Raw genomic sequence first — 24522 nt, forward strand, 5'->3', positions numbered from 1 at the left:
TTCTCACTCCCAATCCGCATTTGTTCAGGCCGCCGGATTGACTGTCTGAATAATATACTCATTATCTTATACCTGAGTTAATGCTTCAAGTATGGGCATTTTTGGCTGCGCTGTCCTGCTTATTGATGCCTTCAGCGGCGATCTCACCCTGCGCTTTTTCCGCGTTCTCACGTTCCTGCCTCTGTAAGGTGCGGGTCAATATGGCGGAATACAAGGGTTTACCCCCCAGAAACTGCGCCAGCAGGGTCGCGCCCAGGCAGGTAATGATCATCGGTAAAATCAGCTGATAATTATCGGTCATCTCCAGTACCAGCACGATACCCGTCAGCGGTGCACGCACGCTGGCGGCAAATAACGCGCCCATCCCGGCGATGGCAAAGGTGGCAGGCTGAATACCATATTGCGGAAACCACGCCAGCGCGGCGGTGCCGAATGCGGTGCCGAGCAAAGTGCCCAGCGCCAGCATCGGAGCGAAAATCCCGCCCGGTGCGCCGGAGGCAAAGCACAGCAGCGTAGTCACCACCCGGACAACAAAGATCACCAGCAACATCATCAGGCTGTATTTTCCTGCCGCCGCCAGCGGGATCAACGCAAATCCGCCACCGGTGACTTCCTGATGCACCAGCCCGAGCAGGCCGCAGAATCCGCCCAACATGCCGCCGATGATCAGGATTTTTCGCAGATTTCCGCCATGCACACGGGCAAACATATCCTGTGTGCGGAAAATCAGCGCATTGAAACTGACGCCGACCACACCAAAGACCATGCCCAGCACCAGATACAACCACAGCGTATTGAGCGGCGCACTCGCCAGCCTGCCGACTTCAATCACCGCGCCGTCGCCGTTAAAAATACGGAAAACGATACTCGACATGATCACGCCGATAAACACCGCTTTTATCGAGATCAGGCTGTAACGGAACTGCAGGCGCATCTCTTCGAGAATGAACAGGATACCGGCGAGCGGTGCGTTAAATGCCGCAGAAAGCCCGGCCGCCGCGCCGGTAGCCAGCAACGAATGCCGCGCCTCCGCGCTGCGCAGCCGGAAAATATCGACCATCATTTTCCCGACATTCGCGCCCATCTGCACGGTTGGCCCTTCCCTTCCCAGCACCATACCCGCACCCAGCGTGCCCATGCCGCCAAAGAATTTCACCGGGATCACCCGCCACCAGCGCACCGGCCGTAATTCCTCCAGTGCGCCTTCGATTTCAGGGATCCCTGAACCGCCCGCTTCAGGCGCATAACACCGGACCAGATAATAGCCGACCATCGCCAGCGCGGCAGAAAACACAAATGTCAGCGGCCACAGCAGGATCCAGTAATCATTGAAGACGCCCAGCCCGGCAAGCCGGACCGCCATCACCCAGTTCACTGCTTTCTCAAAAGCCACGCCGAGTAAGCCGGCAACCGTACCGACCACTGCGGCGACCAGCAAAATGGTGACCGGCGTTTTATCACGACGCAGTAAAAGGCGCAGGATTTCGCTGCGTTTACGCGGGCCGCGCACGGGCGCATCCGCTAAAATTTCAGTGTCTGATTCATTCATCTCAGAAAGGGAAATATAAAAAATGTTATGGAAGATGGATGGATTTAATCATACAAATTGGCGTCCTGACAGGATCTGCAACAAAATGCCGCACGGTTAGCGGTTTGATAACGCCGCTCAGTTCACTAGAATGGGCGCATTAATCTTTCCGTGACATATTGAACCCAGCAATTCAGGAGCCGAATAATGAGTAAGTCAGAAAGTCTGTTCACGCAGGCGCAAGCGCTAATCCCGGGCGGTGTTAACTCGCCGGTACGTGCCTTCTCCGGCGTTGGCGGCGTCCCCTTATTCATCGCGCGCGCTGACGGCGCTTTCCTGTTTGATGCCGATGGTAAAGCCTACATTGACTACGTGGGTTCATGGGGACCGATGGTGCTTGGCCATAACAACGCCGAAATCCGTAATGCGGTGATTGAGGCGGCTGAGCGCGGCCTGAGCTTTGGTGCACCGACCGAGATGGAAGTGAAAATGGCCGAGCTGGTGACCGGCCTGGTGCCTAGCATGGACATGGTGCGTATGGTGAACTCCGGCACCGAAGCGACGATGAGCGCGATCCGTCTGGCGCGTGGTTTCACCCATCGCGACAAAATCGTTAAATTCGAAGGCTGCTATCACGGCCACGCCGACTGCCTGCTGGTGAAAGCCGGTTCCGGCGCGCTGACCCTCGGCCAGCCGAACTCGCCGGGTGTCCCGGCTGATTTCGCCAAACATACGCTGACCTGTACCTATAACGATCTCGATTCCGTCCGTGCTGCATTCGAGCAATTCCCTGACGACATCGCCTGCATCATCGTGGAGCCGGTCGCAGGCAACATGAACTGCGTGCCGCCATTGCCTGAATTCCTGCCGGGTCTGCGCGCAATTTGTGATGAATTTGGCGCACTGTTGATCATCGACGAAGTGATGACCGGTTTCCGCGTCGCACTGGGCGGTGCTCAGGAGTATTACGATGTGATGCCTGACCTGACCTGTCTGGGTAAAATCATCGGCGGCGGCATGCCGGTGGGCGCATTTGGCGGACGCCGCGACGTGATGGAAGCGCTGGCACCGACCGGTCCGGTTTATCAGGCAGGCACGCTTTCCGGTAACCCGATTGCCATGGCGGCCGGTATTGCCTGCCTGACGCAGGTCGCGCAACCGGGCGTACATCAGACGCTGACCGAACGCACCACCCAACTGGCCGAAGGCTTGCTGGACGCGGCCCAGAAAGAAAATATTCCGTTCGTGGTGAACCACGTCGGCGGCATGTTCGGGCTGTTCTTCACCGATGCAGAAACCGTGACCTGCTATCAGGACGTGATGAAATACGACGTTGAGCGTTTCAAAAAGTTCTTCCACCTGATGCTGGAAGAAGGCGTCTATCTGGCGCCGTCCGCCTTCGAAGCAGGCTTTATGTCTCTCGCGCATACGCCGGAAGATATTCAGCGCACGATTGATGCCGCACGTCGTTGTTTCGCTAAGCTTTAAGCGCCAGTCAAGTCCGCTCCCTCCCCTGCGAAGGGGAGGAACTAAGGCCGCGTCCAAAGAAAAATCTGCTCTAACATCCCTATTTTCTATTGGCTGAAATTCTCTATCCCGCCTGCTTTCTCAGCAGATAAATAAAGTACGGCGCACCGATAAAGGTGGCGAGCAGACCAGCCGGGATCTGATCCGGGAAAATGATCATCCGTCCGCACCAGTCCGCAAAGACCATCAGCAACCCGCCGAGAATACTGGCGACCATCCACTGCGGAACCGCCCGGCGAAAGCCCATCATGCGCGCCATATGGGGTGCCATCAGCCCGACAAAACTCAGCGGCCCGACAGTCAGCGTTGCCGCCGCCGTCATCACCGCCGCCAGCAGTAAAATCGCCAGACGGGTGGGCGTCAGCGCCAGTCCGACTGATTTCGCGGTCACGCTCCCCAGCGGTAAAATATTTATCCAGCGGCGGCAGAATGGCACAAGAACCATCAGCACCCCGGCCAGAATCAGCGTTCGCCAGGCGGCTTCAGCGGATACGGAATAGGTTGAACCTGAAAGCCAGGTCAGCAGGCCGCCCATTCGCGGATCGCCGCTCGCCAGCAGCAACGTCATCAGCGTGGTGAAAGCGGTACTGAGCGCGATACCGGTCAGTAACATACGTTCGGCCGAAAAACTTCGCAGCCCCGAGGCCACCATAATCACCAGCAACGTCAGCGCCGCACCCGCACTGCCCGCAGGCAGCAGCCAGACAAAGGCATCGCCCGGGACGATAAACATCATCACCACCACGCCGGTCGCCGCACCGGAACTGATCCCCAGCACTTCCGGGCTGGCCATCGCATTACCGGTCAGTTTTTGGATCAGCACACCGGATGACGCCAGCATAATACCCGCAGCCAGCGCCGCCATCACGCGTGGCAAACGCCACGGCAGCAGCGCCTGTAAATCTGCACCGGTGGACCAGCTCCAGCCAGTGGCGTTGCGTCCGGCCATCAGTGCAACCATCAACCCGAGTAACAGCACGGCGAGCGCCAGTGACATCCAGCGCACCAGATGCTGACGTTCAACCGGTACGTGATCGCCCTGATCCATTGGCGGCGGTGTCATGTTATTGCGCAAACGCGGCAGCAGCCATAACAGCAGCGGCGCGCCCACCAGCGCTGTCGCGGCACCGGTCGGAATCTCCATCCAAAATGTGGTGAGGGTTTGCATCACCTGATCGGTAAGCCAAAGCAGCAGCGCACCGATAACCGGCGCAATGATCAGCCGTGCAGCCAGACGACGAGCACCGAGCATTTTCGCCAGAAGCGGTGCAAACAGGCCGATAAAACCGATGATCCCGACCGCATTGACCAGTTGCGCACTCATTAAAATCGCCAGCGTCAGCACAGCAAGACGCGCCGCTGACAGGCCGAGGCCAAGATTTTTGGCGATGCCATCATCCAGCCCCAGGAGCGTCATCGGACGCTGCAACAGAAACGCCAGCAGCCAGACGATAATCACCCGCGGCAGCAGGAAGTTCGCGATATCCCAGTCCTGCTGGTTCAGCGCCCCGCTGCTCCACATGTACAGACTTTGCAGGTTCTGGTAGTTGAAGATGCCAATCAGGCCATTCACCGCTCCGCAATACAAGCCCAGCACCAGACCGGCGAGGATCAGCGTGACCGGTGACATGCGTTTGCCCCAGGCGATGCCGAACACCAGTGCACCAATCACCACCGCGCCAGCCATGGCGGCAAACTGCTGGGTGATCATCCCGCCCGGCAGTGCCCACAACGTGGCGACCGTCAGACCGAGCTGCGCGCCTGCCGAAACACCCAGCGTCGCGGGCTCTGCCAGCGGATTACGTAATACCTGCTGGAACAGCAAACCAACCAGCCCCAGCCCGGCACCGGCCAGCAAGGCCACAGCGACGCGCGGCAGCAGGCTGTAATGGAAAAGCATCTGCTGGACATTATCGATATCAGGCTGCCACAACGCCCCGCGCCACTGCGCATAAGGCAGTTGCTGATTCAGGTTGTAGAGACTGAGCGCACCGGCGGCCAGCGCCAGCAGAATCAGGAGAGTCAGCGAAACGCTGAATGAACGGCGGTTCATACCGGTTTCCCCAGAGTGCTGGTGAGAATTTTGCAGAAATTCATCGCGCTGAAGGTTGCACCGTAATACCAGACGGCGGGCACGATGCTGAACTGGTTCGCGCGCACAAACGGCATGGATTTCCACAGCGGCGTTTTTGCTACTGCCTCCATCATGTCGGCGTTGTCGTGTTCGAAACACAATACGCGGGCGTTTTTAATGCTGGTCAGGCGTTCGACGCCGACCGATACGCTGCCCCAGAAACTGCCTTCCCCGGCCCAGGCGTTGGTCAGCCCGAGCTCACCCATCACTTCATGGAACATGCTGCCCATGCCAAACACCAGAACGTGGCGCGTATCAATAAAGGTGATTAACAGCAGCGGCTGCTGCGCGACCGGCTTCAGCTGTTCGCGGGTTTGCAACAGCGTGTCACGGTACAGCTGCAAATGCGTTTCGGCGCGATCCTGTAAACCGAGACGATCCGCCAGTTTATGCAGGGAACTGATGGCCAGATTGAGCGGTTTTGCCGAACCGTCATTGGCTTTGACACCCAGAACCGGCGCGATGGATTCGAGCTGACTGGTCGTCGGACCATAACCGGCGGTGATCAGCAGCAGCGAAGGTTTTAGCTGCTGGATAAGTTCCATATTGGGTTCGGTACGCTGACCGACATCAATCACGCCCGGTGCCAGCGGTGGTTCAACCACCCAGGTGTTGTAATTACGGATATCGGCAATTGCCAGCGGCATCACGCCGAGTGCGATCAGCAGTTCAGCCGGTAACCATTCGAGAGCAATAATGCGGCTGAGATCGGGACGCGATGCCGACAGCGCAGGCACCGAGGTCAGCAACGGAGAAAGCGCCATCATCTGCAACAGACGACGACGGGTGATTCCGGAAAAATTTGAAATATCAGACATATCAGTATACGAAGCTCACCGGCGCGCCACCCGCAGGATGCGGCAGAATACCCATCGGAATGCCATAAATCTGTTCCAGTACCTCGCCGCGCATCATCTCTTCCGGCGCGCCCTGGGCAATCATTTCACCACCGCGCAGCGCCATCAGTTGATCGCAATAGCGGGCAGCCATGTTCAGATCATGCAGCACGGCGATCACGGTTAAGCCCTTCTCACGGCTCAGACGCTGGATCAAGGCCAGCACATCTTTCTGATGGGCGATATCCAGCGCAGAGGTCGGTTCATCGAGCAGCAGGCAACGACTGTCCTGCGCCACCATCATCGCCAGCCAGGCACGCTGACGTTCGCCGCCGGAGAGGCTGTCCACCAGACGCCGGGCGAACGGTTTGAGGCCGACCAGCGCAATGGCTTCTTCGACCTTTTCTTTATCCTGATGTTTGAAACGACCCAGTGCGCCGTGCCACGGATAGCGGCCAATCGCCACCAGTTCCTGCACTGTCATGCCTTCTGCGGCGGGGAGCTGCTGCGGCAAATAGGCAACCTGACGCGCAAAGGCTTTGCTGTCCCACTGCGCCAGCGGCGTTTCATTGAGGTAAATCGTTCCAGATGTCGCAGACTGATGCCGCCCGAGCATTTTTAATAACGTCGACTTTCCTGACCCGTTGTGACCAATCAGGCCACACACTTTCCCCTGCGCAAAGGTCAGGGATAATGGCGCGAGAAGCGTGCGTCCCGGGACGCTGAAACTTACGTCCTGCAGGCGGAAGACGCTGTCTGGCAGCGGGGAAGACGGATGTACGTTGTTATCAGGCATAAGATTTTCTACGTCGACATCGGGTTGAGAACAGGAAACGGGCACGACCTGCGTGCCCGGATTTTAGTGCTTACATACTGACTATTCGAAGACTCTTAAAAACGGAAGGTTGCGGTGGCAACCACCTGACGCTCCGCGCCCCAGTAACAGGCGTAATCGCGGTAGCAGCTTGCCACATACTCGCGATCCAGCAGGTTATTGACGTTCACGCCAACGGAAGAGCCCGGCAGACCAAAGCGTGCGAGATCGTATTTGATCGTCGCATCAACCAGTGTGTAACCGGCAACATTAAAGGCTTCGTTAGTCTTATCGCCCGTCGTGTAGAAGCTGGAGGTTGAACCGAAGTAACGAACGCCGGAACCCACAGTCAGGCCGCTCAGTGCAGTTTCGTGGAAGGTGTAATCCGCCCACAGTGATGCCATGTTCGCAGGCACTTCAGCAGGACGCTTGCCTTCATAAGCAAGGTCGTGCGTGTACTTCGCATCGGTATAGGTGTAAGACGCCGTCATGTTGATGTTGGCGTTGAGTGCGGCTTTCGCTTCCAGTTCCAGACCACGGGAACGAATCTCACCTGACTGAACGCTGAAGGTATTCGTCTGATCGGTAGGATCGTTGGTCAGGTTTTTGGTTTTCGTCAGCTGATATACGGCTGCCGTCAGACTGATCGGACGATCGTTCGGAATGTATTTCACACCCGCTTCGTACTGTTTACCGATTGATGGATCAAACGGCTTCCCATCCTTGTTCGAACCCGCTGTCGGTTCAAAGGATTCGCTGTAGCTGAAGTACGGGGAGATACCGTTATCAAACAGGTAATTCAGACCGCCGCGCCAGGTGAACTGTTGGTCATTAATTTGCGTAGCGCTGTTGCTTGAACGGGTAAACGTCGAGCTTTTTGCGAAATCGTAACGACCGCCGACGGTCAGGATCCACTTGTTCCATTCCGCCTGATCCTGTGCGTACAGACCGGTTTGCTCCTGACGGTTGAGAACTTCATACGGGAAGTACAAGGACACATTACTGTTGCCGTACTGCGGGTTGCTCATGTTCAGATTACTGGCGGAACCATAATCGGCATCAATGTCGTTACGCATACGCATGTAATCCACACCCATCAGCAAGGTGTGATCGACATCTGCGGTGGCAAATTTAGCCTGCGCCTGGGTATCCACATCGAAGTTAGCCAGTTTCTCTTTTGACTGAACGTACGCACGGCTCATCACGCCATTCCCTACATAACCGGTGCCGTAAACGCCTTTGTATTGGGTATCAAGTTTGGTGTAACGCAGGTTCTGACGCACGGTCCAGGTGTCGTTAAAGCCGTGTTCGAAGCTGTAACCGACCATTTTCTGGTTGCGGGACATCTTGTTGCTTTCTTCGCCTTCGTTGAAGTCGGTCGGCAACTTGTGTGCTTTTCCGTTGGCGTCGTAATACGGCACCACGGTGCCCTGACGCGGTAACCAGCCGTAGAAACCGGTATCCGGATCGTTCTGGAAGTTGCTCAGGAAAGTGAAGTTGGTTTTATCATCAGGACGCCAGGTGAAAGACGGCGCGATACCGTAGCGTTTCTCTTTCGCCATCTCCTGCTGAGTATCCTGGCTGTGCGCCACGCCGGTCAGACGGTAGGAATACACGCCCGCGTCGTCGATGGCGTCGCTGAAATCAAAGCCGGTCTGGTACAGGTTGTCTGTACCCATTTTAAACTGCACTTCTTTCAGCGGTTCAGTGGTCGGGCGTTTACTGACCATGCTGACTACACCGCCCGGATTACTCTTACCGTACAGAACGGAAGACGGCCCGCGCAGCACTTCAACACGCTCGAGCATGTACGGATCCATCGACACTTCAGAATAGTTGTCACCCTGAAGTTTGATGCCATCGAGATACTGGTTGGTGTTCACCGATGTGAAACCGCGGATAGCGATCGCATCATAGGTGGAGGAACTGCGGATAGCGATCGCATCATAGGTGGAGGAACTGCCACGGCTGGCGAAAACGCCCGGCGTGTAGCCTAAGGCTTCTTTTACTGAAGCAGGCTGTTTCATGTCCATTTCTTCACGGGTCACCACGGAAATAGATTGTGGCGTTTTCACCAGTGGCGTGTCGGTTTTTGTGCCGGTCGCGCTGTGTTTTGCCGCGATAGTGGCCGCCGGCCCCCACGCAGATTCGGGTGCCGCTTCGGCCATTGCCGAGCTGGTCACGTTTATAGTGTCTTCTTTTGCCGGGGCGGTGGTGGCTGCACTCGCATAAAACGCGGCAGAGCCCAGCGCAGCGGCGAGGGTTAAAGCTAACGTCCGGCGCTTAAATGCACCTTTTTGGACTGAAGTTGAAAGCGAGCATTGAGAAGCCATTGCATAATCTCTGGAAGAGTAATGGGAATGTAAACGATAATTATTATTATGAACGTTGCATATTATGCTCAATGCTTACGCGGCTGCAAGCCTATTTAATGCATGGCTTTTCCGAATGAATAAAAAGTATCCTCATGTTAAACGTGGGTAAAAACGCTTATAAATTAAACGGGAATGAATGTGACTTGCTTGCTGGAAATGTGAAATGGGGTGGGTAAATTTGGATTAAGAATGACAAATAAAAAAGGGCGCAATTTTCATTGCGCCCTTTTTAGCTTTACGGAATCAATTAATTATCAGTTGCCTGAACCAAACATATCCTTGATCCAGCCCGCCACGCCGTTGCTGTCTTTCTTCTCATCCTGAGATTGTGGCTGTTGCTGCTGTCCGGATTGCTGCTGTTGTTGCTGTTGCTGCTGCTGCTGGATCTGTTGTTGCTGTTGCTGAACAGCGCTCACAGAAGCCTGACACATGGCGTCCGGCGAATCAGTCCAGACCGGGATTGAACGCACCGCGCCACTGCCGCCCAGCAAGCCACCGCTGTTGCCACAAACAAAGTTACCGCTGCCATCAATATTCATCGTACTGATGCCTTCCGGCATTTGCAGATCCAGGGGCTGAGGTGTGCCGTTTTCCAGATACCGTCCGTAAAGCACCAGCGCACCGGTAGAACCCCACAGTTTGGACGGGCCGTTGTTGTCGCGGCCTACCCAGGTGATCGCTACCTGATTGCCATCGATACCGGCAAACCAGCTGTCACGCAGTTCGTTCGACGTACCGGTTTTCGCCGCCAGATGCAGTTTCGGGAACTTGTTCGCCAGCGCGCGCGAGGTCCCTTCCTGCACGACCTGCTGCATGGCATACAACGTCAGATACGCTGCCTGAGAAGGGATCACGCGCACAGCCTGCGGGAAGCTCTGATAGAGCACGGTGCCGTCTTCCGCAATTACCGAGCGCACCGCAGACAGTGGCGCTTTGTTGCCGCCACTGGCAATGGTCTGGTATTCCTGCGCAACTTCCATTGGCGTTAACGCAATCGCACCCAGCAACATTGATGGCGTCTGGTTCAGCGACTCTTTAGGGATCCCCAGATCAATCAGCGTTTTAGTGATGTTGTCGAGACCAACAGCCATCCCCAGATTAACTGTCGGGACGTTCATCGAGCGCGCCAGGGCATCCACCAACAGAACCTGACCGCGGAACTGATGGTCATCGTTTTTCGGCGACCATGTCTGACCATTTGCCAGTTTCAACGTCAGCGGCTGATCGGCAAGGATGGTATTGAGCCGGTATTTATCCGGCTGAGACAACGCGGTCAGATAGGTCGCCGGTTTCGCCAGCGAGCCGACCTGACGTCGCGCCTGCATCGCACGGTTGAAGCCCGCGAACTGCGTTTCCGCGCCGCCGACCATCGCCCGCACTTCACCGGTATAACGGTCAACCACCACCATCGCCGTCTCGATATCATTCAAACCGCTTTTCTTGCGCAGTAACGGAATGCCTTCCTCGACCGCTTTTTCCGCCGCATCCTGAGAAATCGGATCCAGCGTGGTGAAGATTTTCACCCCGGACATATCCTGAACTTTATCGCCCAGTTTGGCCTGCAGTTCCTGACGCACCATCTGCATAAACGCAGGCTGCGGCGAAATTACCCCGCCTTTCGGCTGCACGCCCAGCGGACGCGCGCTGAGCATGTCATACAGTTCCTGATCGATAACTTTCTGATCAACCAGCAAACGCAGCACCAGATTACGACGCTGCAAGGCCATTTGCGGATTACGCCACGGGTTGTACAGCGAGGCACCTTTCACCATACCCACCAGCAATGCCTGCTGATCCAGACTCAGTTCGTTCACCGGACGGCCAAAATAATACAGGCTTGCCAGCGGGAAACCGCGGATTTGATCAGAACCGCTCTGGCCGAGATACACTTCGTTCAGATACAGCTCAAGAATGCGGTCTTTGCTGTAATCTGCATCCAGCAGGATCGCCATCACCGCTTCACGCGCTTTACGGCTCAGCGAACGTTCGTTGGTCAGGAACAGGTTTTTCACCAACTGTTGCGTCAGCGTTGATCCCCCCTGCACCGCATGACCGGCGGTGAGGTTAGCCACCACGGCACGACCGATGGAATAGAAGTTGATACCGTCATGCTCATAGAAATGACGGTCTTCCGTGGCCAGCAGCGTATCGACCAGCAAATCAGGGAAGCCGGAACGTGGCACGAACAGACGCTGTTCACCGTTGGCGTTAGACGCCTGCAACATAGTGATCAGACGCGGATCGAGGCGGAACAGCCCGAAATCACGCTGGTTATCCAGGTTTTTAATCTCGGAAAGACTGTTGCCGTCAAACATCAGGCGGGCGTTGACCTGCCCTTCTTTCCCTTCCGGAAAATCAAACGGACGGCGCAGCAAATCAATGTAATTCGCGTGAACCGTAAACTCGCCCGGACGGGTGATGCGCGTCACTTCGCGATACTGCGTGCCTTCCAGCAATCCGACCATTTCAGCTTTGCTGATTTGCATGTCCGGCTCAAGATTGACCTGACGGCCATACACCGCCGCAGGTAACTGCCAGACTTTGCCGCCATCGATGCGGTCATGAATTTGCTTGTTGAGATAAACCGCGTAAATCCCCAGCAAAATCAGGAAGACGACAAACAGTTTGACTAATAACCAGAACAGACGGCGCCTGGCGCTTTTCTTCCCGCCTTTGTTCGCTTTACGCGGCGGGGCTTTACGGCTCATGCGTGACTCCCGTTCTTCTTCGTAGTCATCATCATCCTCATACTCGTCATCGATTTCCTCTTCGTATTCTTCGTAGTCGTCATCCCGGCGGCTACGGCGAACGGGACGAGCCCGCGCAGGCTTGCGCCCGGCAGGTTTACCTTTACGGCCAATCGGCTCGCGATCATCGCCAGACATCAGTCAATCTCCCAACGTGCTGCTGTGTTCGTCATAATGATTCTGCTTAGCTGAGTCATTTTCATTTTTGATTTCAAATGGATAGTCTATCTGGCCTGAAGTTCAGGCCGCAAGGCGCTTACTCTGTGCCCCGCTTTATGTTTCGCCCAGAAGAAATGTCTGAAAAATTGTTCTTTCCATGCACATTTCATCATGGCGCTGAAGACTTCTTGGTACGGCGCGTCGGCAATGCCTGCGCCGGATTGTCCGGCCACGGATGTTTCGGATAACGCCCTTTCATTTCTTTCTGCACTTCGCGATAAGAACCCTGCCAGAATGCCGCCAGATCGGCGGTGATCTGCAACGGCCTCTGTGCCGGTGACAGCAGTTCCAGCACCACAGCAACACGCCCTTCCGCCAGTTGCGGGCTACGCTGCTCGCCGAACATCTCCTGCATTCTCACCGAGAGCGCCGGTGGCTGGTCTGCATGATAACGGATTGGCAGACGACTGCCAGTCGGCACGGTGTAATGAGTCGGCAATGCGCTGTCCAGACGCTGACGCTGTTGCCAGTCAAGCAGCCTTAGCAAGGCATCATGTAAATCAACCTGCTGCAACGATTTCAGCGAACGAACACCCTGTAAAGAAGGCTGTAACCAGCGTTCCAGACCGTCGAGCAAAGCCTGATCGTCAACCGAAGGCCAGTCGGCTTCCGGCAACCATTTTGCGGCACAAAGAAGCCGCACGCGCAATTGCTCCGCGGCGACCGACCAGTTCAGCGCCTGCAAACCCTGCGTGCGGATCCAGTCGATCAGCGCCTGTTGCAGCTCTCCGTCGTCCGGCTTTGCCAGCGGATTGGCTTTCAGCACCAGACGCCCGATCTGCCAGCGGCGCCAGGCGCGCAGCGTGCCTTTTTCTTCATCCCATTCTACCGCCGTCTGTTCTTTGACGACATCCGGCAGGCGCGACGGAAGTTGCGAAATATCCAGCGTGATCGCCAGCAAAATACGGGCATCCGGGCTGTTGTTGCCCTGTAATAACTGCGGCGCGACCAGCCACGGTGCGCGGGTTAATCCGTCATCCTGCGGCAAGGATGCCCCCAGTCCGTTCGCCAGCAGATAACGGCCATCTTCGCCGCGACGCTGGGCAATACGGTCGCTGAACGCCCGCGCCAGTAACCACGGCGCGAGCGAAGCATCCGGCTCACCGTTTTTCGCGCCGGTACGCTGCGCCAGTTGTTTTGCCCGCCGCTGCCAGTTTCCCTGCGGACGGCTGAACCAGTAATCCATATCCGGTAATCCGCCGCGTGGCGGTTCTTCAAGCATTGCCGCCAGCAGCGCCGACGTTGCCAGCGCATCGGGACTTTGTGCTGTGGCAGAAATCAGCATCGCCGCCAGCCGCGGCTCACAACCAAGCCGGGCCATGCGTTGTCCGGCAGCGGTGAGTTTGCCCTGCGCATCGGTTGCGCCAAGCTGCTGTAAAAGATTTTTTGCGGCGGACAGCGAAGCGGGAGGCGGCGCATCCAGCCACTGAAGTTGCGCCGGATCCTGACAGCCCCACTGCAACAACTCCAGCCAGAAACTGCTCAGGTCGCTTTGCAGAATTTCGGCTTCCGCCTGAGCACTGGCGCGTTCCGCCTGCTCTTTGCTGAAAAGATGCCAGCACAAGCCCGGCTCCAGACGACCTGCACGGCCCGCACGTTGGGTCATCGACGCCTGGCTGATGCGTTGTGTTACCAGCCGCGTCAGGCCGCTGCGCGGGTCAAACTGCGCGCTGCGCTCCAGACCACTGTCGACCACCAGACGGATACCTTCGATGGTCAGACTGGTTTCAGCAATATTCGTCGCCAGCACCACTTTGCGGCGTCCGGCCGGTGAGGGCTGAATGGCTTTTTGCTGTTGTTCCAGCGACAGCGCACCGTACAACGGGCAGAGATCGACATCGTCCGCCAGTCTGCCGGTCAGCAAATTCTGTACACGGGTGATTTCCGCCACACCGGGTAAAAACAGCAGCATCGAGCCGTGATTTTCACTCATCAGACGGCTGACTACCCGCGCCACGCCTTCATCCAGCCGTTCGTGTGTCGCGAGAGAAAGATACTGCCTGTCGACCGGAAAACTGCGGCCTGCGGATTCAATCACCGGCGCATCCGGCAGTAAAGAAGACAGGCGCAGGTTGTCGAGCGTGGCCGACATAATCAGAATTTTTAAATCATCGCGCAGCGCATTCTGCACATCGAGCAACAATGCCAGCGCCAGATCGGCCTGCAAACTGCGCTCATGGAATTCATCAAGGATCACCATCGACACGCCGGTCAGTTCGGGATCAGCCTGTACCATGCGGGTCAGAATGCCTTCGGTCACCACTTCAAGACGGGTCGCCGCACTGGTTTTGCTTTCTGCACGCATGCGATACCCCACTGTCTGCCCCGGCGTTTCATTCAGTTGCTGCGCCAGACGGAAAGCGACGTTTTTCGCCGCCAGACGGCGCGGTTCAAGCAGCAGGATCTTACCCGGCAGGTTGGCCTGTTTCAGCAATTGCAACGGCAGCCAGGTGGATTTACCGGCACCGGTTGGCGCAAGCAACAGCACCTGCTGAGCCTGTTGCAGTGCAGCTAAAAGCGGTTCGAGTACGGCGCTGACCGGCAAAGAAGACAATGAATGCTCCATGAGAGTTAACTTTAAACGGCGGGCATTGTAGCATTTAGCCCCACATCCGGCATGTTGCCGTGATTTGTCTTCACAGGAATCTCTATGTCTGCCGAACGCCGCCTGTTTTTCGCCTTATCGCTGCCCGCAAAAATGCAAAAGCAGGTGATTAAGTGGCGCGCGGACCACTTCCCGGCGGACACTGGCCGCCCCGTCACAGCCGCTAATCTGCATATTACGCTGGCGTTTCTCGGTGAAGTCAGCGCCCTCAAAGAGGCCGCGCTGACCCGCGTCGCCGGGCGTATTCAGGGACAGAAATTCAGCGTAGTACTGGATGATATCGGCCACTGGCCAGGCTCCGGCGTGGTCTGGATTGGCACAAAACGCGCGCCCAATGCCTTGTTGCAACTGGCCTCCGTATTGCGATCTCACGCTGCGCGCAACGGTTGTCATCAGAGTACACTGCCGTTTCATCCGCATGTGTCGCTGTACCGCAATGCGACCCGTCCGGTCGCGGTTCCTCCGGCCACACCTGGCTGGCAACTGGACGCCACAGAATTCAGTTTGTACGAATCCCTGTTTGAGCGGGGGAGCACCCGTTATCACTGCCTGCAAACCTGGCCGCTGGGCGATACGCAGGCAACCTGATCTCTTTTAGCCCTCTTTTTAACAAAAACATTTCACACGGAAACTTTCATGCACTTCGAGCCTGCGCTTCAATCGGCTACGCTGATCAAACGTTACAAACGGTTTCTCGCTGACGTGATTACGCCGGACGGCACGGAACTGACCTTGCACTGCGCCAACACCGGCGCGATGACCGGTTGCGCGACTCCCGGCGACACCGTCTGGTATTCCACCTCGGACAATCTCAAACGTAAATATCCACACAGCTGGGAACTGACCGAAACCCAACAAAAACACTGGATTTGCGTCAATACGCTGCGGGCCAATCAACTGGTCCGTGAGGCTATCAATGAACAGCAAATACCGGAATTATCCGGTTACAGTAAATTAACAACAGAAGTAAAATACGGCGCCGAAAACAGCCGTATAGACTTGATGTTACAGGCAGAAAATCAACCGGACTGCTATATTGAAGTGAAGTCTGTCACGTTGCTGCAGGAGGGGTTGGGATTCTTCCCCGACGCAGTCACACTGCGCGGTCAGAAGCATTTACGCGAGTTACAGTCGATGGCAGAGCAGGGGCAGCGGGCGGTACTTTTCTTCGCTGTTTTACATTCAGGTATTGAAAGCGTATCCGCTGCACACCATATTGATCCGCGTTATACCGATTTACTGAAGTATGTCCAAAACAAGGGTGTCGAAGTGATGTGCTACAGTGCTGAACTTTCTGCTGAGGGTATGCGCCTCACAAAAAGGTTACCGCTGCTGGCAATATCAGCCAGTGAACATAAAGAGTTCGGATAACCCTGTAATAACCTGTCGGCGGCATAAAAAACAGGTCGCGAATACGCTTTTCCTCACAGGCTTGTCAAGCACCTGCGATGAATAATTGCCAACCTCGTTGCCTTCTGTTATTTATAGCGGCCTGATTTTTTCCCCCGTTGGGGATCGAAATGTTCGAAGCCTGTACGTTGCGGCTATGCCGGAACGGGAAAAGTGGATGAACATAGTGCGTGTTATGTAGGAGAAGCATCATGCAAGAAGGCCAAACCCGTAAGACGTCGTCCTTGAGCATTCTCGCTATCGCTGGGGTGCAGCCGTATCAAGAGAAGCCGGGCGAAGAGTATATGAACGACGCTCAGCTGGCTCACTTCAAAAAGATTCTTGAAGCATGGCGCAATCAGCTCAGGGATGAAGTCGATCGTACCGTTTCACACATGCAGGATGAAGCCGCAAACTTCCCTGATCCGGTAGACCGTGCCGCTCAGGAAGAAGAATTCAGCCTCGAACTGCGTAACCGTGACCGTGAACGTAAGCTGATCAAAAAGATTGAAAAAACACTGAAAAAAGTGGAAGACGAGGATTTCGGCTATTGCGATTCCTGTGGTGTTGAGATTGGCATCCGCCGTCTTGAAGCCCGTCCTACCGCTGATTTGTGTATCGACTGTAAGACTCTGGCAGAAATCCGCGAAAAGCAGATGGCTGGCTAAGTCCCCGGGTTCCACGCGGTGCGTCATGCACCGCGTTCCCTTTTAACGCTGTCCCCATTCGTATGCCGCAAGAACAACACTACACAGGCCGTTTCGCCCCCTCACCTTCCGGTGACCTTCATTTTGGTTCCCTGATCGCCGCTCTCGGCAGTTATCTGCACGCCCGCTCACAAAATGGCATCTGGTTAGTGCGCATTGACGATATCGATCCGCCGCGTGAAATCCCCGGTTCTGCTGACCGTATCCTGAGAACGCTGGAGCGTTACGGGCTGGAATGGGATGGCGATGTGCTCTGGCAGTCAAAACGTCACGGCGCTTACCGCGACGTGCTGGACTGGCTGTATCAGCAGCAGAAAAGCTATTACTGCACCTGTACCCGCCAGCGTATTGCGCAAATCGGTGGCACCTATGACGGCCACTGCCGCAGCCTGCAACTCAGCCCGGAAAATGCGGCCATACGTCTGCATCAGACGTTGCCGGTGTACGGTTTTGACGATGATTTTCAGGGGCATTTACAGGCCAGCCCTAAACTGGCCGAAGAAGATTTTATTATCCGTCGCCGCGACGGGCTGTTTGCCTATAATCTGGCAGTAGTGATCGATGACCATTTTCAGGGCGTGAATCACATTGTGCGCGGCGCGGATCTGATTGAACCGACCGTGCGCCAGATTTCGCTGTACCGGCATCTGGGTTATCCGCAGCCGGGATATCTGCATTTGCCACTGGCCGTCAATGAAGAAGGCAACAAGCTTTCCAAGCAGAATCACGCGCCGGCGCTGCCCGCAGGCGATCCGCGACCAGTTATCATTAAGGCGCTGAAATTTTTAGGGCAAACGTTGCCGGAAAACTGGCAGGATTATACTTTGCCTTTATTATTACGCTGGGCGACAACGCACTGGACACCATCAGCGATACCGCGTCAGAGCGCTAATGCGTAGCAGATGTGACTTCGGCATTCTCAAAGCGCCTGTCGTGAGCTATGATTAGCCGCTGTTTTTGCGTCACGTCAATTTTTTCAGTCACTATCGAGGTGTACCATTTTTACCCGAGTAGCCAATTTTTGCCGTAAGGTGCTAGTTCGTGAAGATAAAGTCGTTCGTGAAGAAAAGGCTGTTCATGACGAAGCCGCGCTTCATGGAGAACCTAATCGCGAGGAGAATTCCCGTCGTGATCCGTCTCCTGTGGCCGAAGGCAATGTGAAGGCAAACAATCCTGAACGTCGTGAAAATCGCGGCCGTCGGGAAGACAACGCGAACAGAGGCGAACGCCGCAATAACAACAGCCGCCGCTCTTCTTCATCTTATCCGCCGCGTGGTGAACGCAGCGATAACCGTGGTGATCGTAATAACGAGCCGCGCGCCGACCGCAACGTACAGCGCGCTCCGCGCCCTTCTGTCGAACATGTACAGAAACCGCGCCCCTCATTCGATTACGCCGGTGAAACCCGTGCGATGACCATTATTCCCCGCGATGAGCACAATATTTCTCGTCGTGATATCAGCGAAAACGCCCTGAAAGTCTTGTACCGCCTGAACAAGTCTGGCTTTGAAGCCTTCCTGGTCGGCGGCGGTGTGCGTGATTTGCTGCTGGATAAAAAACCCAAAGATTTCGACATCACCACCAACGCTACGCCGGATCAGGTACGCAAACTGTTCCGTAACTGCCGTCTGGTTGGTCGTCGTTTTCGTCTGGCTCACGTGATGTTTGGGCCGGAAATCATCGAAGTGGCGACGTTCCGCGGTCACCATGAACAGCACGAAGAAACCGAAGATAAAAACGTATCCCAGCAGGCTGTGAACGGCATGCTGCTGCGCGACAACATTTTTGGCACCATTGAAGACGACGCACAGCGCCGTGACTTCACCATTAACAGCCTGTATTACGGCGTCGCGGACTTCACCGTACGTGATTACACCGGCGGTCTGCGCGACCTGGAAAACGGCATCATCCGTCTGATCGGTGATCCTGAAACCCGTTATCGTGAAGATCCGGTGCGTATGCTGCGTGCAGTACGTTTCGCTGCCAAACTGGACATGAAAATCAGCCCGGAAACGGCCGAACCGATCCCACGTCTGGCGACGCTGTTACAGGAAATCCCGCCAGCGCGTCTGTTCGAAGAATCCCTGAAGCTGTTGCAGGCCGGTTACGGTTACGAGACGTATAAAAAGCTTTGTGAATACCAGCTGTTCCAGCCGTTGTTCCCGCTGATTGCCCGCCAGTTTACTGAGCAAGGCGACAGCCCGATGGAACACATTCTGATTCAGGTGCTGAAAAATACCGACCACCGTCTGCATAACGATCAGCGCGTCAATCCGGCGTTCCTGTTCGCCGCTATGCTGTGGTATCCGGTGATCGAGCATGCACAGAAGCTGGCGCAGGAAGGCGGTCTGACCTATTACGACGCCTTCGCGCTGGCAATGAACGATGTGCTCGACGAGCAATGCCGTACGCTGGCCATTCCGAAACGTATTACCACGCTGGTACGTGATATCTGGGCGCTGCAACTGCGCCTGTCACGTCGTCAGGGCAAACGTGCGCACAAGCTGATGGAGCATCCTAAGTTCCGCGCGGCGTATGATTTACTGGTACTGCGCGCGGAAGTCGAACAACACCGCGAATTGCAGAGTCTGGCGCAGTGGTGGGGCGAGTTCCAGGAAGCGACACCGGCATCGCAGAAAAGCATGCTCGGTACGTTGGGTGACGACGCTGTACCTGCACGCCGTGCACGTACCCGCCGTCCGCGTAAACGGGCGCCGCGTAAGGATGGCGGTCAATGATCCGCGTTTACCTGGCTCTGGGCAGTAATCTTGCCCGTCCGCTTGACCAGGTAAACTGTGCGCTGGAGGCGCTGGCACATTTGCCGCGCACCCGCTTTGTGGCCGCATCCCCGTTTTACCGCAGTAAACCGCTGGGGCCACAGGATCAACCTGATTATCTGAATGCAGTGGTGGCGCTCGATACGCTGCTGCCGCCGGAAGAGTTGCTCGATTGCACACAAGGGATCGAGCAAAATCAGGGACGCGTTCGCAAAGCCGAACGCTGGGGGCCGCGGACGTTAGATCTTGATATGCTGATTTATGGCGATCAGGTGATTAACACCGAGCGTTTAACGGTGCCGCATTACGACATGAAAAACCGCGAATTCATGCTGTATCCGCTGGCCGATCTGGCACCAGAACTGGTGTTCCCTGACGGCGAAACCTTGCAAACTCTGCTCGCCCGCGTGCCGCTTAACGGTCTGACCCAATGGTAAGTCGCTCAGCGACTTACCCGCACTTCCAGCCCACCTTCTGCTCTATTTTGATAAACAACATTCAGATGATGTAACTGCGCGATCCTTTGTACGATCGAAATCCCCAATCCGCTGCCCGTTTGTTCCTGTCCCGGTGGCCGGTAAAAACGCTCGCCGAGCCTTGCCAGATGTTCATTGCTGATGCCCGGCCCCTGATCTTCAACCGTCATTCCCCACGGTTTCAGTCGCACCGTCACACAGGTTCCGGCCGGAGAATAACGGATCGCGTTATCCAGCAGATTGCGCACCATCAGCGAAAGCAGCAGCGACTGACCACGCATTTCAGGCGGAACGCCCTGCTGTTCAAAACGTAATTCGATACCTTTGCCGTGCGCGCGGTAATCCTGTTCCGCCAGACTTTGAGTGACCAGCGAAGGCCAGTCGATACGTTCCAGCTCTTCAGGCGTGGAAAAACTTTCCAGCCGCGAAAGTGTCAGCAGTTGATCCACCAGCCGCGTAGCGCGATCGATACTGATCGTCAGATTTTCCAGCGCATGGTCGCGCATTTCAGCGTCATCGCCGGAAAGCTGTACGACTTCGGTTTGCACACGTAAAGCCGCCAGCGGACTGCGCAGCTCGTGAGCGGCATCAGACGTAAACCGCCGTTCACGCACCAGCATCTCACTCGTACGGTCGAACAGAGAATTGAGCGCATTTGCCAGCGGCAACACCTCGCCGGGCAACTGATGAGTCTCGATGGGCGCGGCATCTTCCGGCGAGCGCTGACGCAAACCTTCCGCCACGCGGCGCAGCGGCCGCAGTTCAAGCGTCACCATCACAATCAGCGCCAGTAACAAAATGGGCAACGAAGCCAGCCACGGCGTCAGTTGGCCACTCACCAGGCTCCAGGCCATATCATTGCGGTAATCCTGTTCCTGCCCGACCGCGACGCGATATTGGCCGTCCGGCGAAGTCAGCCAGACCATACGCCAGACATCGCTGTCCCCTCTCAGCTCGACATCGTTAAACCCCTGCGTGTCACCGTCAAAACGGATGCGTTTGCCGTTCTCGCCATCATTGAGCAGCATCTGCCCGTGACGATTGAAGATGGCAAACGTCAGCGCGTCGTCATCGGTATGGCCGCGTGAGCCCTTGCGGACCATTTTTTTAGTGTCCGGCAGCTCAGTGTCTTTTTGCAGATTGAGCCGGTCGCCTAAGCCGGTGGCAGCCAGACGTTTGGCGAACAGCATCTGCTGGGTATCGAAAACTTCGTTGATATGTTTGCGGGTCTGATGCCACGCCACACCGCTGGCAATCAGCCAGGTCAGCAGCGCCAGCAGGGAAAAAAGCAGGATAAGGCGCAGGCGCAGACTCAGATTGTTCAGCTTTTGCAGTTTCTTCAGCCGCCTCACGCTTCCCCTCCTTCACCCGGTTTTATCTCATCCCCGAGCGTGTACCCCACGCCATGCACGGTGCGAATAAAGCCTTTGCCAAGTTTGCTGCGCAGATGGTGAATATGGACTTCCACCGCGTTACTGCTGACCTCGTCTTCCCAGCTGTAGAGCTTTTCCTGAATAAGCGTACGCGCCAGCACACGACCTTTGTTGCGAAGAAACAACTCCAGCACAGTCACTTCACGCGGGGTCAGCGTCACGGCTTCTCCGTTGAGCGTCACACTGCGGGCTGCGGGATCAAATTCCACTGCGCCATGTGTGACCTTCGGCGTTATCACCCCGTGGCGACGGCGGATCAGCGCCTGCAACCGTGCTGCAACTTCCACCAGCGCAAACGGCTTACACAGATAATCATCGGCACCGGCCTGCAACCCGCCGACGCGCTGCTCCAGCGCATCGCGCGCGGTGAGGATAAGCACTGGCGTATCCCGGCCAGCCTTTCGCCATTCACGCAAAAGCTGCATACCATCCATACCCGGCAGGCTTAAATCGAGGATCACCGCATCGTACGGCGCACTGTCAAGCGCGGCCTTGCCGGTCAGCCCGTCGGTAAACCAGTCGAGCGTAAAACCCAGTTTCGCCAGCCCGGCTTTGATGCCGTCGCCAATCATCTTGTCGTCTTCAATCAATAGAATTCGCATGGTTCCCTCCGTTTTTGCCATTATAGCCGAGGCTTCTTAATCACTTCTTAAGACACAGATCATCCTGCCCGTTATCAAACAAGCTGTCTGACTTTCGGCTCATACAGTAGAATACTGGCATCGTATTCATCCGATGAATTATTCAAAGGAACGTGTTCATGAAACCAACCACGCTGAGCCAGCTTCGCCAATGGAAGCAGGAAAAACATAAATTTGCGACCATTACCGCGTATGACGCCAGTTTTGCGCAGCTGTTTGCGGAACAAGGGATCAGCGTCATGCTGATTGGCGATTCTCTGGGCATGGTCGTTCAGGGTCAGGATTCCACCCTGCCAGTGACGGTAGAAGAGATTGCTTACCATACGCGCTGTGTGCGTCGCGGCGCACCTCACGCGTTATTGCTCGCTGACCTGCCGTTCATGAGTTACGCCACGCCGGAGCAGGCGTTTGAAAGCGCCGCCGTGCTGATGCGCGCGGGCGGCAATATGGTCAAACTCGAAGGCGGAAGCTGGCTGTGTGATACGGTCAGAATGCTGACCGAACGCGCCGTGCCGGTGTGTGGCCATCTGGGGCTGACACCGCAGTCGGTGAATATTTTCGGCGGCTACAAAGTTCAGGGTCGCGATGAAGTCGCCGCCAATCAGCTGATCAAAGATGCGATGATGCTCGAAGAAGCGGGTGCACAACTGCTGGTGCTGGAATGTGTGCCGGTCGATCTGGCACGCCGCGTCACCGAAGAACTCAGTATTCCGGTTATCGGCATCGGCGCAGGCAATGTGACCGACGGCCAGATTCTGGTGATGCACGACGCATTCGGCATTACCGGCGGCCATACGCCAAAATTCGCCAAAGACTTCCTCAGCGAAGCGGGCGATATTCGTGGCGCGGTGCGTTTGTATGTTGATCAGGTCGCGCAAGGCGTGTATCCGGGTGAAGAACATTCCTTTAAATAATCGGGAGAAGGCTGGTGTTGATAATTGACAGCGTGGCGCTGCTGCGTCGCGAAATCCGGGATTTTCGTAAGAATAACAAACGTATCGCGCTGGTGCCGACCATGGGCAATCTGCACGAAGGCCATATGACGCTGGTGGAAGAAGCCAAAGCCCGCGGCGATGTGGTCGTGGTGAGTATTTTCGTCAACCCGATGCAGTTCGAGCGCCCGGATGACCTCGAGCGTTATCCGCGCACCTTGCAGGAAGACTGCGAGAAGCTGAACAAACGCGGCGTGGATCTGGTTTTTGCACCGTCACCGGCAGAAGTCTATCCGAAAGGTCTGGCGACCCAAACACAGGTTGATGTGCCAGTGATTTCCACCATTCTGGAAGGTGCGAGCCGTCCGGGGCATTTCCGTGGCGTCTCCACCATCGTCAGCAAACTGTTCAATCTGGTGCAGCCGCAGGTGGCCTGTTTCGGGCAAAAAGACTTCCAGCAACTGGCGCTGCTGCGCACCATGGTGGAAGACATGGGCTACGATATTGAGATAGTGGGCGTGCCAATTGTGCGCGCTAAAGACGGTCTGGCACTGAGTTCACGCAACGGCTATCTGACTGCCGAGGAACGTAAACTTGCGCCCCAGCTTAACAAAATCATGAATGCGCTGGCTGAACGGCTGAGCCAGGGCGAGCGCCATGTCGATGAAATGTTGCAGGAAACCGCGCAGCAGCTTCGCGATGCGGGTTTCACGCCGGACGAACTGTTTATCCGTGATGCGAAAACCTTGCAGGAGTTGTCCGTCGACAGCACATCTGCGGTGATCCTGATGGCGGCCTGGCTGGGTAAAGCCAGACTGATTGATAATCAGGAGGTTGATCTGACGCAGTAGACAGCGCAGGTCAAATCGGCAACTATGTTGGCCGCCGGAAAACATCAGTATTTGGCTATGTCAGCCCGGCGGGTTCCCAGACTATTTACGCACGAAGGGTCACACGCAATGGTACGTACAATGCTGCAAGGCAAACTGCACCGGGTTCACGTAACTCAGGCAGATTTGCATTACGAAGGCTCCTGCGCCATCGATCAGGACTTTCTCGATGCCTCAGGCATTCTGGAATACGAAGCAATTGATATTTATAACGTTGATAACGGTCAGCGTTTCTCGACATACGCCATCGCGGCAGAACGCGGTTCGCGTATTATTTCGGTCAACGGCGCGGCAGCGCGTTGTGCCTGTGTCGGCGATCTGCTGATCATCTGTTCTTACGTGCAGATGTCAGATGAACAAGCCCGCCAGCACAAACCGAAAGTGGCCTATTTCGAAGGTGAAAACCAACTGAAACGCACCGCCAAAGCCGTGCCGGTTCAGGTGGCTTGATAAAAAGCCTTCCCCTGCGAAGGGGAAGGATGGGAGGGGGTT

19 protein-coding genes are annotated in these 24522 nt (G+C 56.0%); 10 read left to right on the forward strand and 9 right to left on the reverse strand.

Annotated features, from left to right (window positions below; all coding sequences use genetic code 11):
• Window positions 1-85: 85 nt before the first annotated feature.
• Window positions 86-1549 (reverse strand): H(+)/Cl(-) exchange transporter ClcA, encoded by a 1464-nt coding sequence (clcA, locus tag EX31_RS03200; protein ID WP_013576933.1) that lies wholly within the window; start codon window positions 1547-1549, stop codon window positions 86-88.
• Window positions 1550-1735: 186 nt separating this feature from the next.
• On the opposite strand from clcA, the gene hemL reads away from it, so the two are divergent.
• Window positions 1736-3016: a glutamate-1-semialdehyde 2,1-aminomutase gene (hemL, locus tag EX31_RS03205; RefSeq protein ID WP_037033371.1), complete on the forward strand. Its 1281-nt coding sequence runs from the start codon at window positions 1736-1738 to the stop codon at window positions 3014-3016.
• A 103-nt stretch (window positions 3017-3119) separates the two neighbouring features.
• On the opposite strand, the gene fhuB is transcribed toward hemL, so the two are convergent.
• The 6 genes from fhuB to hrpB all read right to left on the reverse strand — a co-directional run bounded on the left by fhuB (window position 3120) and on the right by hrpB (window position 14746).
• The gene (gene fhuB / locus EX31_RS03210; RefSeq protein WP_037033373.1) at window positions 3120-5108 is read right to left on the reverse strand and encodes a Fe(3+)-hydroxamate ABC transporter permease FhuB; all 1989 of its coding nucleotides are present in this window, start codon (window positions 5106-5108) and stop codon (window positions 3120-3122) included.
• Complete coding sequence (fhuD, locus tag EX31_RS03215; RefSeq protein ID WP_037033375.1) at window positions 5105-6007, reverse strand: Fe(3+)-hydroxamate ABC transporter substrate-binding protein FhuD; 903 nt, start codon at window positions 6005-6007, stop codon at window positions 5105-5107. Before fhuD ends, fhuB begins: the two co-directional genes overlap by 4 nt.
• A 1-nt stretch (window position 6008) precedes the next feature.
• Window positions 6009-6821 carry a Fe3+-hydroxamate ABC transporter ATP-binding protein FhuC gene (gene fhuC, locus EX31_RS03220; RefSeq protein ID WP_037033376.1) on the reverse strand — a complete coding sequence of 271 codons (813 nt, stop codon included), beginning with the start codon at window positions 6819-6821 and terminating at the stop codon, window positions 6009-6011.
• A gap of 95 nt (window positions 6822-6916) precedes the next feature.
• Window positions 6917-9172, reverse strand: a complete 2256-nt coding sequence (fhuA, locus tag EX31_RS03225; RefSeq protein ID WP_037033379.1) for a ferrichrome porin FhuA — start codon at window positions 9170-9172, stop codon at window positions 6917-6919.
• 296 nt (window positions 9173-9468) lie between these two features.
• Entirely contained in the window at window positions 9469-12099 is a 2631-nt protein-coding gene (gene mrcB / locus EX31_RS03230) for a bifunctional glycosyl transferase/transpeptidase (RefSeq protein WP_037033380.1), read from the reverse strand.
• 190 nt (window positions 12100-12289) lie between these two features.
• A complete protein-coding gene (gene hrpB / locus EX31_RS03235; protein WP_231576025.1) occupies window positions 12290-14746 on the reverse strand; it encodes an ATP-dependent helicase HrpB in 2457 nt (818 codons plus the stop codon).
• A gap of 84 nt (window positions 14747-14830) precedes the next feature.
• On the opposite strand from hrpB, the gene thpR reads away from it, so the two are divergent.
• The 6 genes from thpR (at window position 14831) to folK (ending at window position 20095) form a co-directional block, all read left to right on the forward strand.
• Window positions 14831-15373, forward strand: coding sequence for an RNA 2',3'-cyclic phosphodiesterase (thpR, locus tag EX31_RS03240; RefSeq protein ID WP_037033382.1), 543 nt, complete (start codon window positions 14831-14833; stop codon window positions 15371-15373).
• 48 nt (window positions 15374-15421) lie between these two features.
• Window positions 15422-16156 carry a DNA/RNA nuclease SfsA gene (sfsA, locus tag EX31_RS03245; RefSeq protein WP_013576942.1) on the forward strand — a complete coding sequence of 245 codons (735 nt, stop codon included), beginning with the start codon at window positions 15422-15424 and terminating at the stop codon, window positions 16154-16156.
• A 230-nt stretch (window positions 16157-16386) separates the two neighbouring features.
• Window positions 16387-16842, forward strand: coding sequence for an RNA polymerase-binding protein DksA (gene dksA, locus EX31_RS03250; protein WP_013576943.1), 456 nt, complete (start codon window positions 16387-16389; stop codon window positions 16840-16842).
• 62 nt (window positions 16843-16904) lie between these two features.
• Window positions 16905-17780: a tRNA glutamyl-Q(34) synthetase GluQRS gene (gene gluQRS / locus EX31_RS03255; protein WP_013576944.1), complete on the forward strand. Its 876-nt coding sequence runs from the start codon at window positions 16905-16907 to the stop codon at window positions 17778-17780.
• Between the two features lie 513 nt (window positions 17781-18293).
• Window positions 18294-19619 carry a polynucleotide adenylyltransferase PcnB gene (pcnB, locus tag EX31_RS03260; RefSeq protein WP_037033568.1) on the forward strand — a complete coding sequence of 442 codons (1326 nt, stop codon included), beginning with the start codon at window positions 18294-18296 and terminating at the stop codon, window positions 19617-19619.
• Window positions 19616-20095, forward strand: coding sequence for a 2-amino-4-hydroxy-6-hydroxymethyldihydropteridine diphosphokinase (gene folK, locus EX31_RS03265; protein ID WP_037033383.1), 480 nt, complete (start codon window positions 19616-19618; stop codon window positions 20093-20095). Before pcnB ends, folK begins: the two co-directional genes overlap by 4 nt.
• Before the next feature lie 5 nt (window positions 20096-20100).
• Here the strand turns inward: folK and qseC are convergent, their stop codons facing one another.
• Together qseC and qseB are read right to left on the reverse strand one after the other, a co-directional pair.
• Window positions 20101-21459, reverse strand: a complete 1359-nt coding sequence (qseC, locus tag EX31_RS03270) for a quorum sensing histidine kinase QseC (protein ID WP_173362117.1) — start codon at window positions 21457-21459, stop codon at window positions 20101-20103.
• Window positions 21460-21482: 23 nt separating this feature from the next.
• Window positions 21483-22169 (reverse strand): quorum sensing response regulator transcription factor QseB, encoded by a 687-nt coding sequence (gene qseB, locus EX31_RS03275; protein WP_013576948.1) that lies wholly within the window; start codon window positions 22167-22169, stop codon window positions 21483-21485.
• Window positions 22170-22327: 158 nt separating this feature from the next.
• Here qseB and panB point away from each other — a divergent pair, with 158 nt between their 5' ends.
• From panB to panD, 3 genes are all read left to right on the forward strand, one after another.
• Entirely contained in the window at window positions 22328-23122 is a 795-nt protein-coding gene (gene panB, locus EX31_RS03280) for a 3-methyl-2-oxobutanoate hydroxymethyltransferase (RefSeq protein ID WP_013576949.1), read from the forward strand.
• A gap of 14 nt (window positions 23123-23136) precedes the next feature.
• On the forward strand, window positions 23137-23991 hold the full coding sequence (gene panC, locus EX31_RS03285; RefSeq protein ID WP_037033384.1) for a pantoate--beta-alanine ligase: 855 nt from the start codon (window positions 23137-23139) through the stop codon (window positions 23989-23991).
• 108 nt (window positions 23992-24099) lie between these two features.
• Entirely contained in the window at window positions 24100-24480 is a 381-nt protein-coding gene (gene panD, locus EX31_RS03290; protein WP_013576951.1) for an aspartate 1-decarboxylase, read from the forward strand.
• Window positions 24481-24522: the final 42 nt, after the last annotated feature.

Source organism: Rahnella sp. WP5, from assembly GCF_000745615.1.
GTDB classification, from domain to species: domain Bacteria; phylum Pseudomonadota; class Gammaproteobacteria; order Enterobacterales; family Enterobacteriaceae; genus Rahnella; species Rahnella aceris.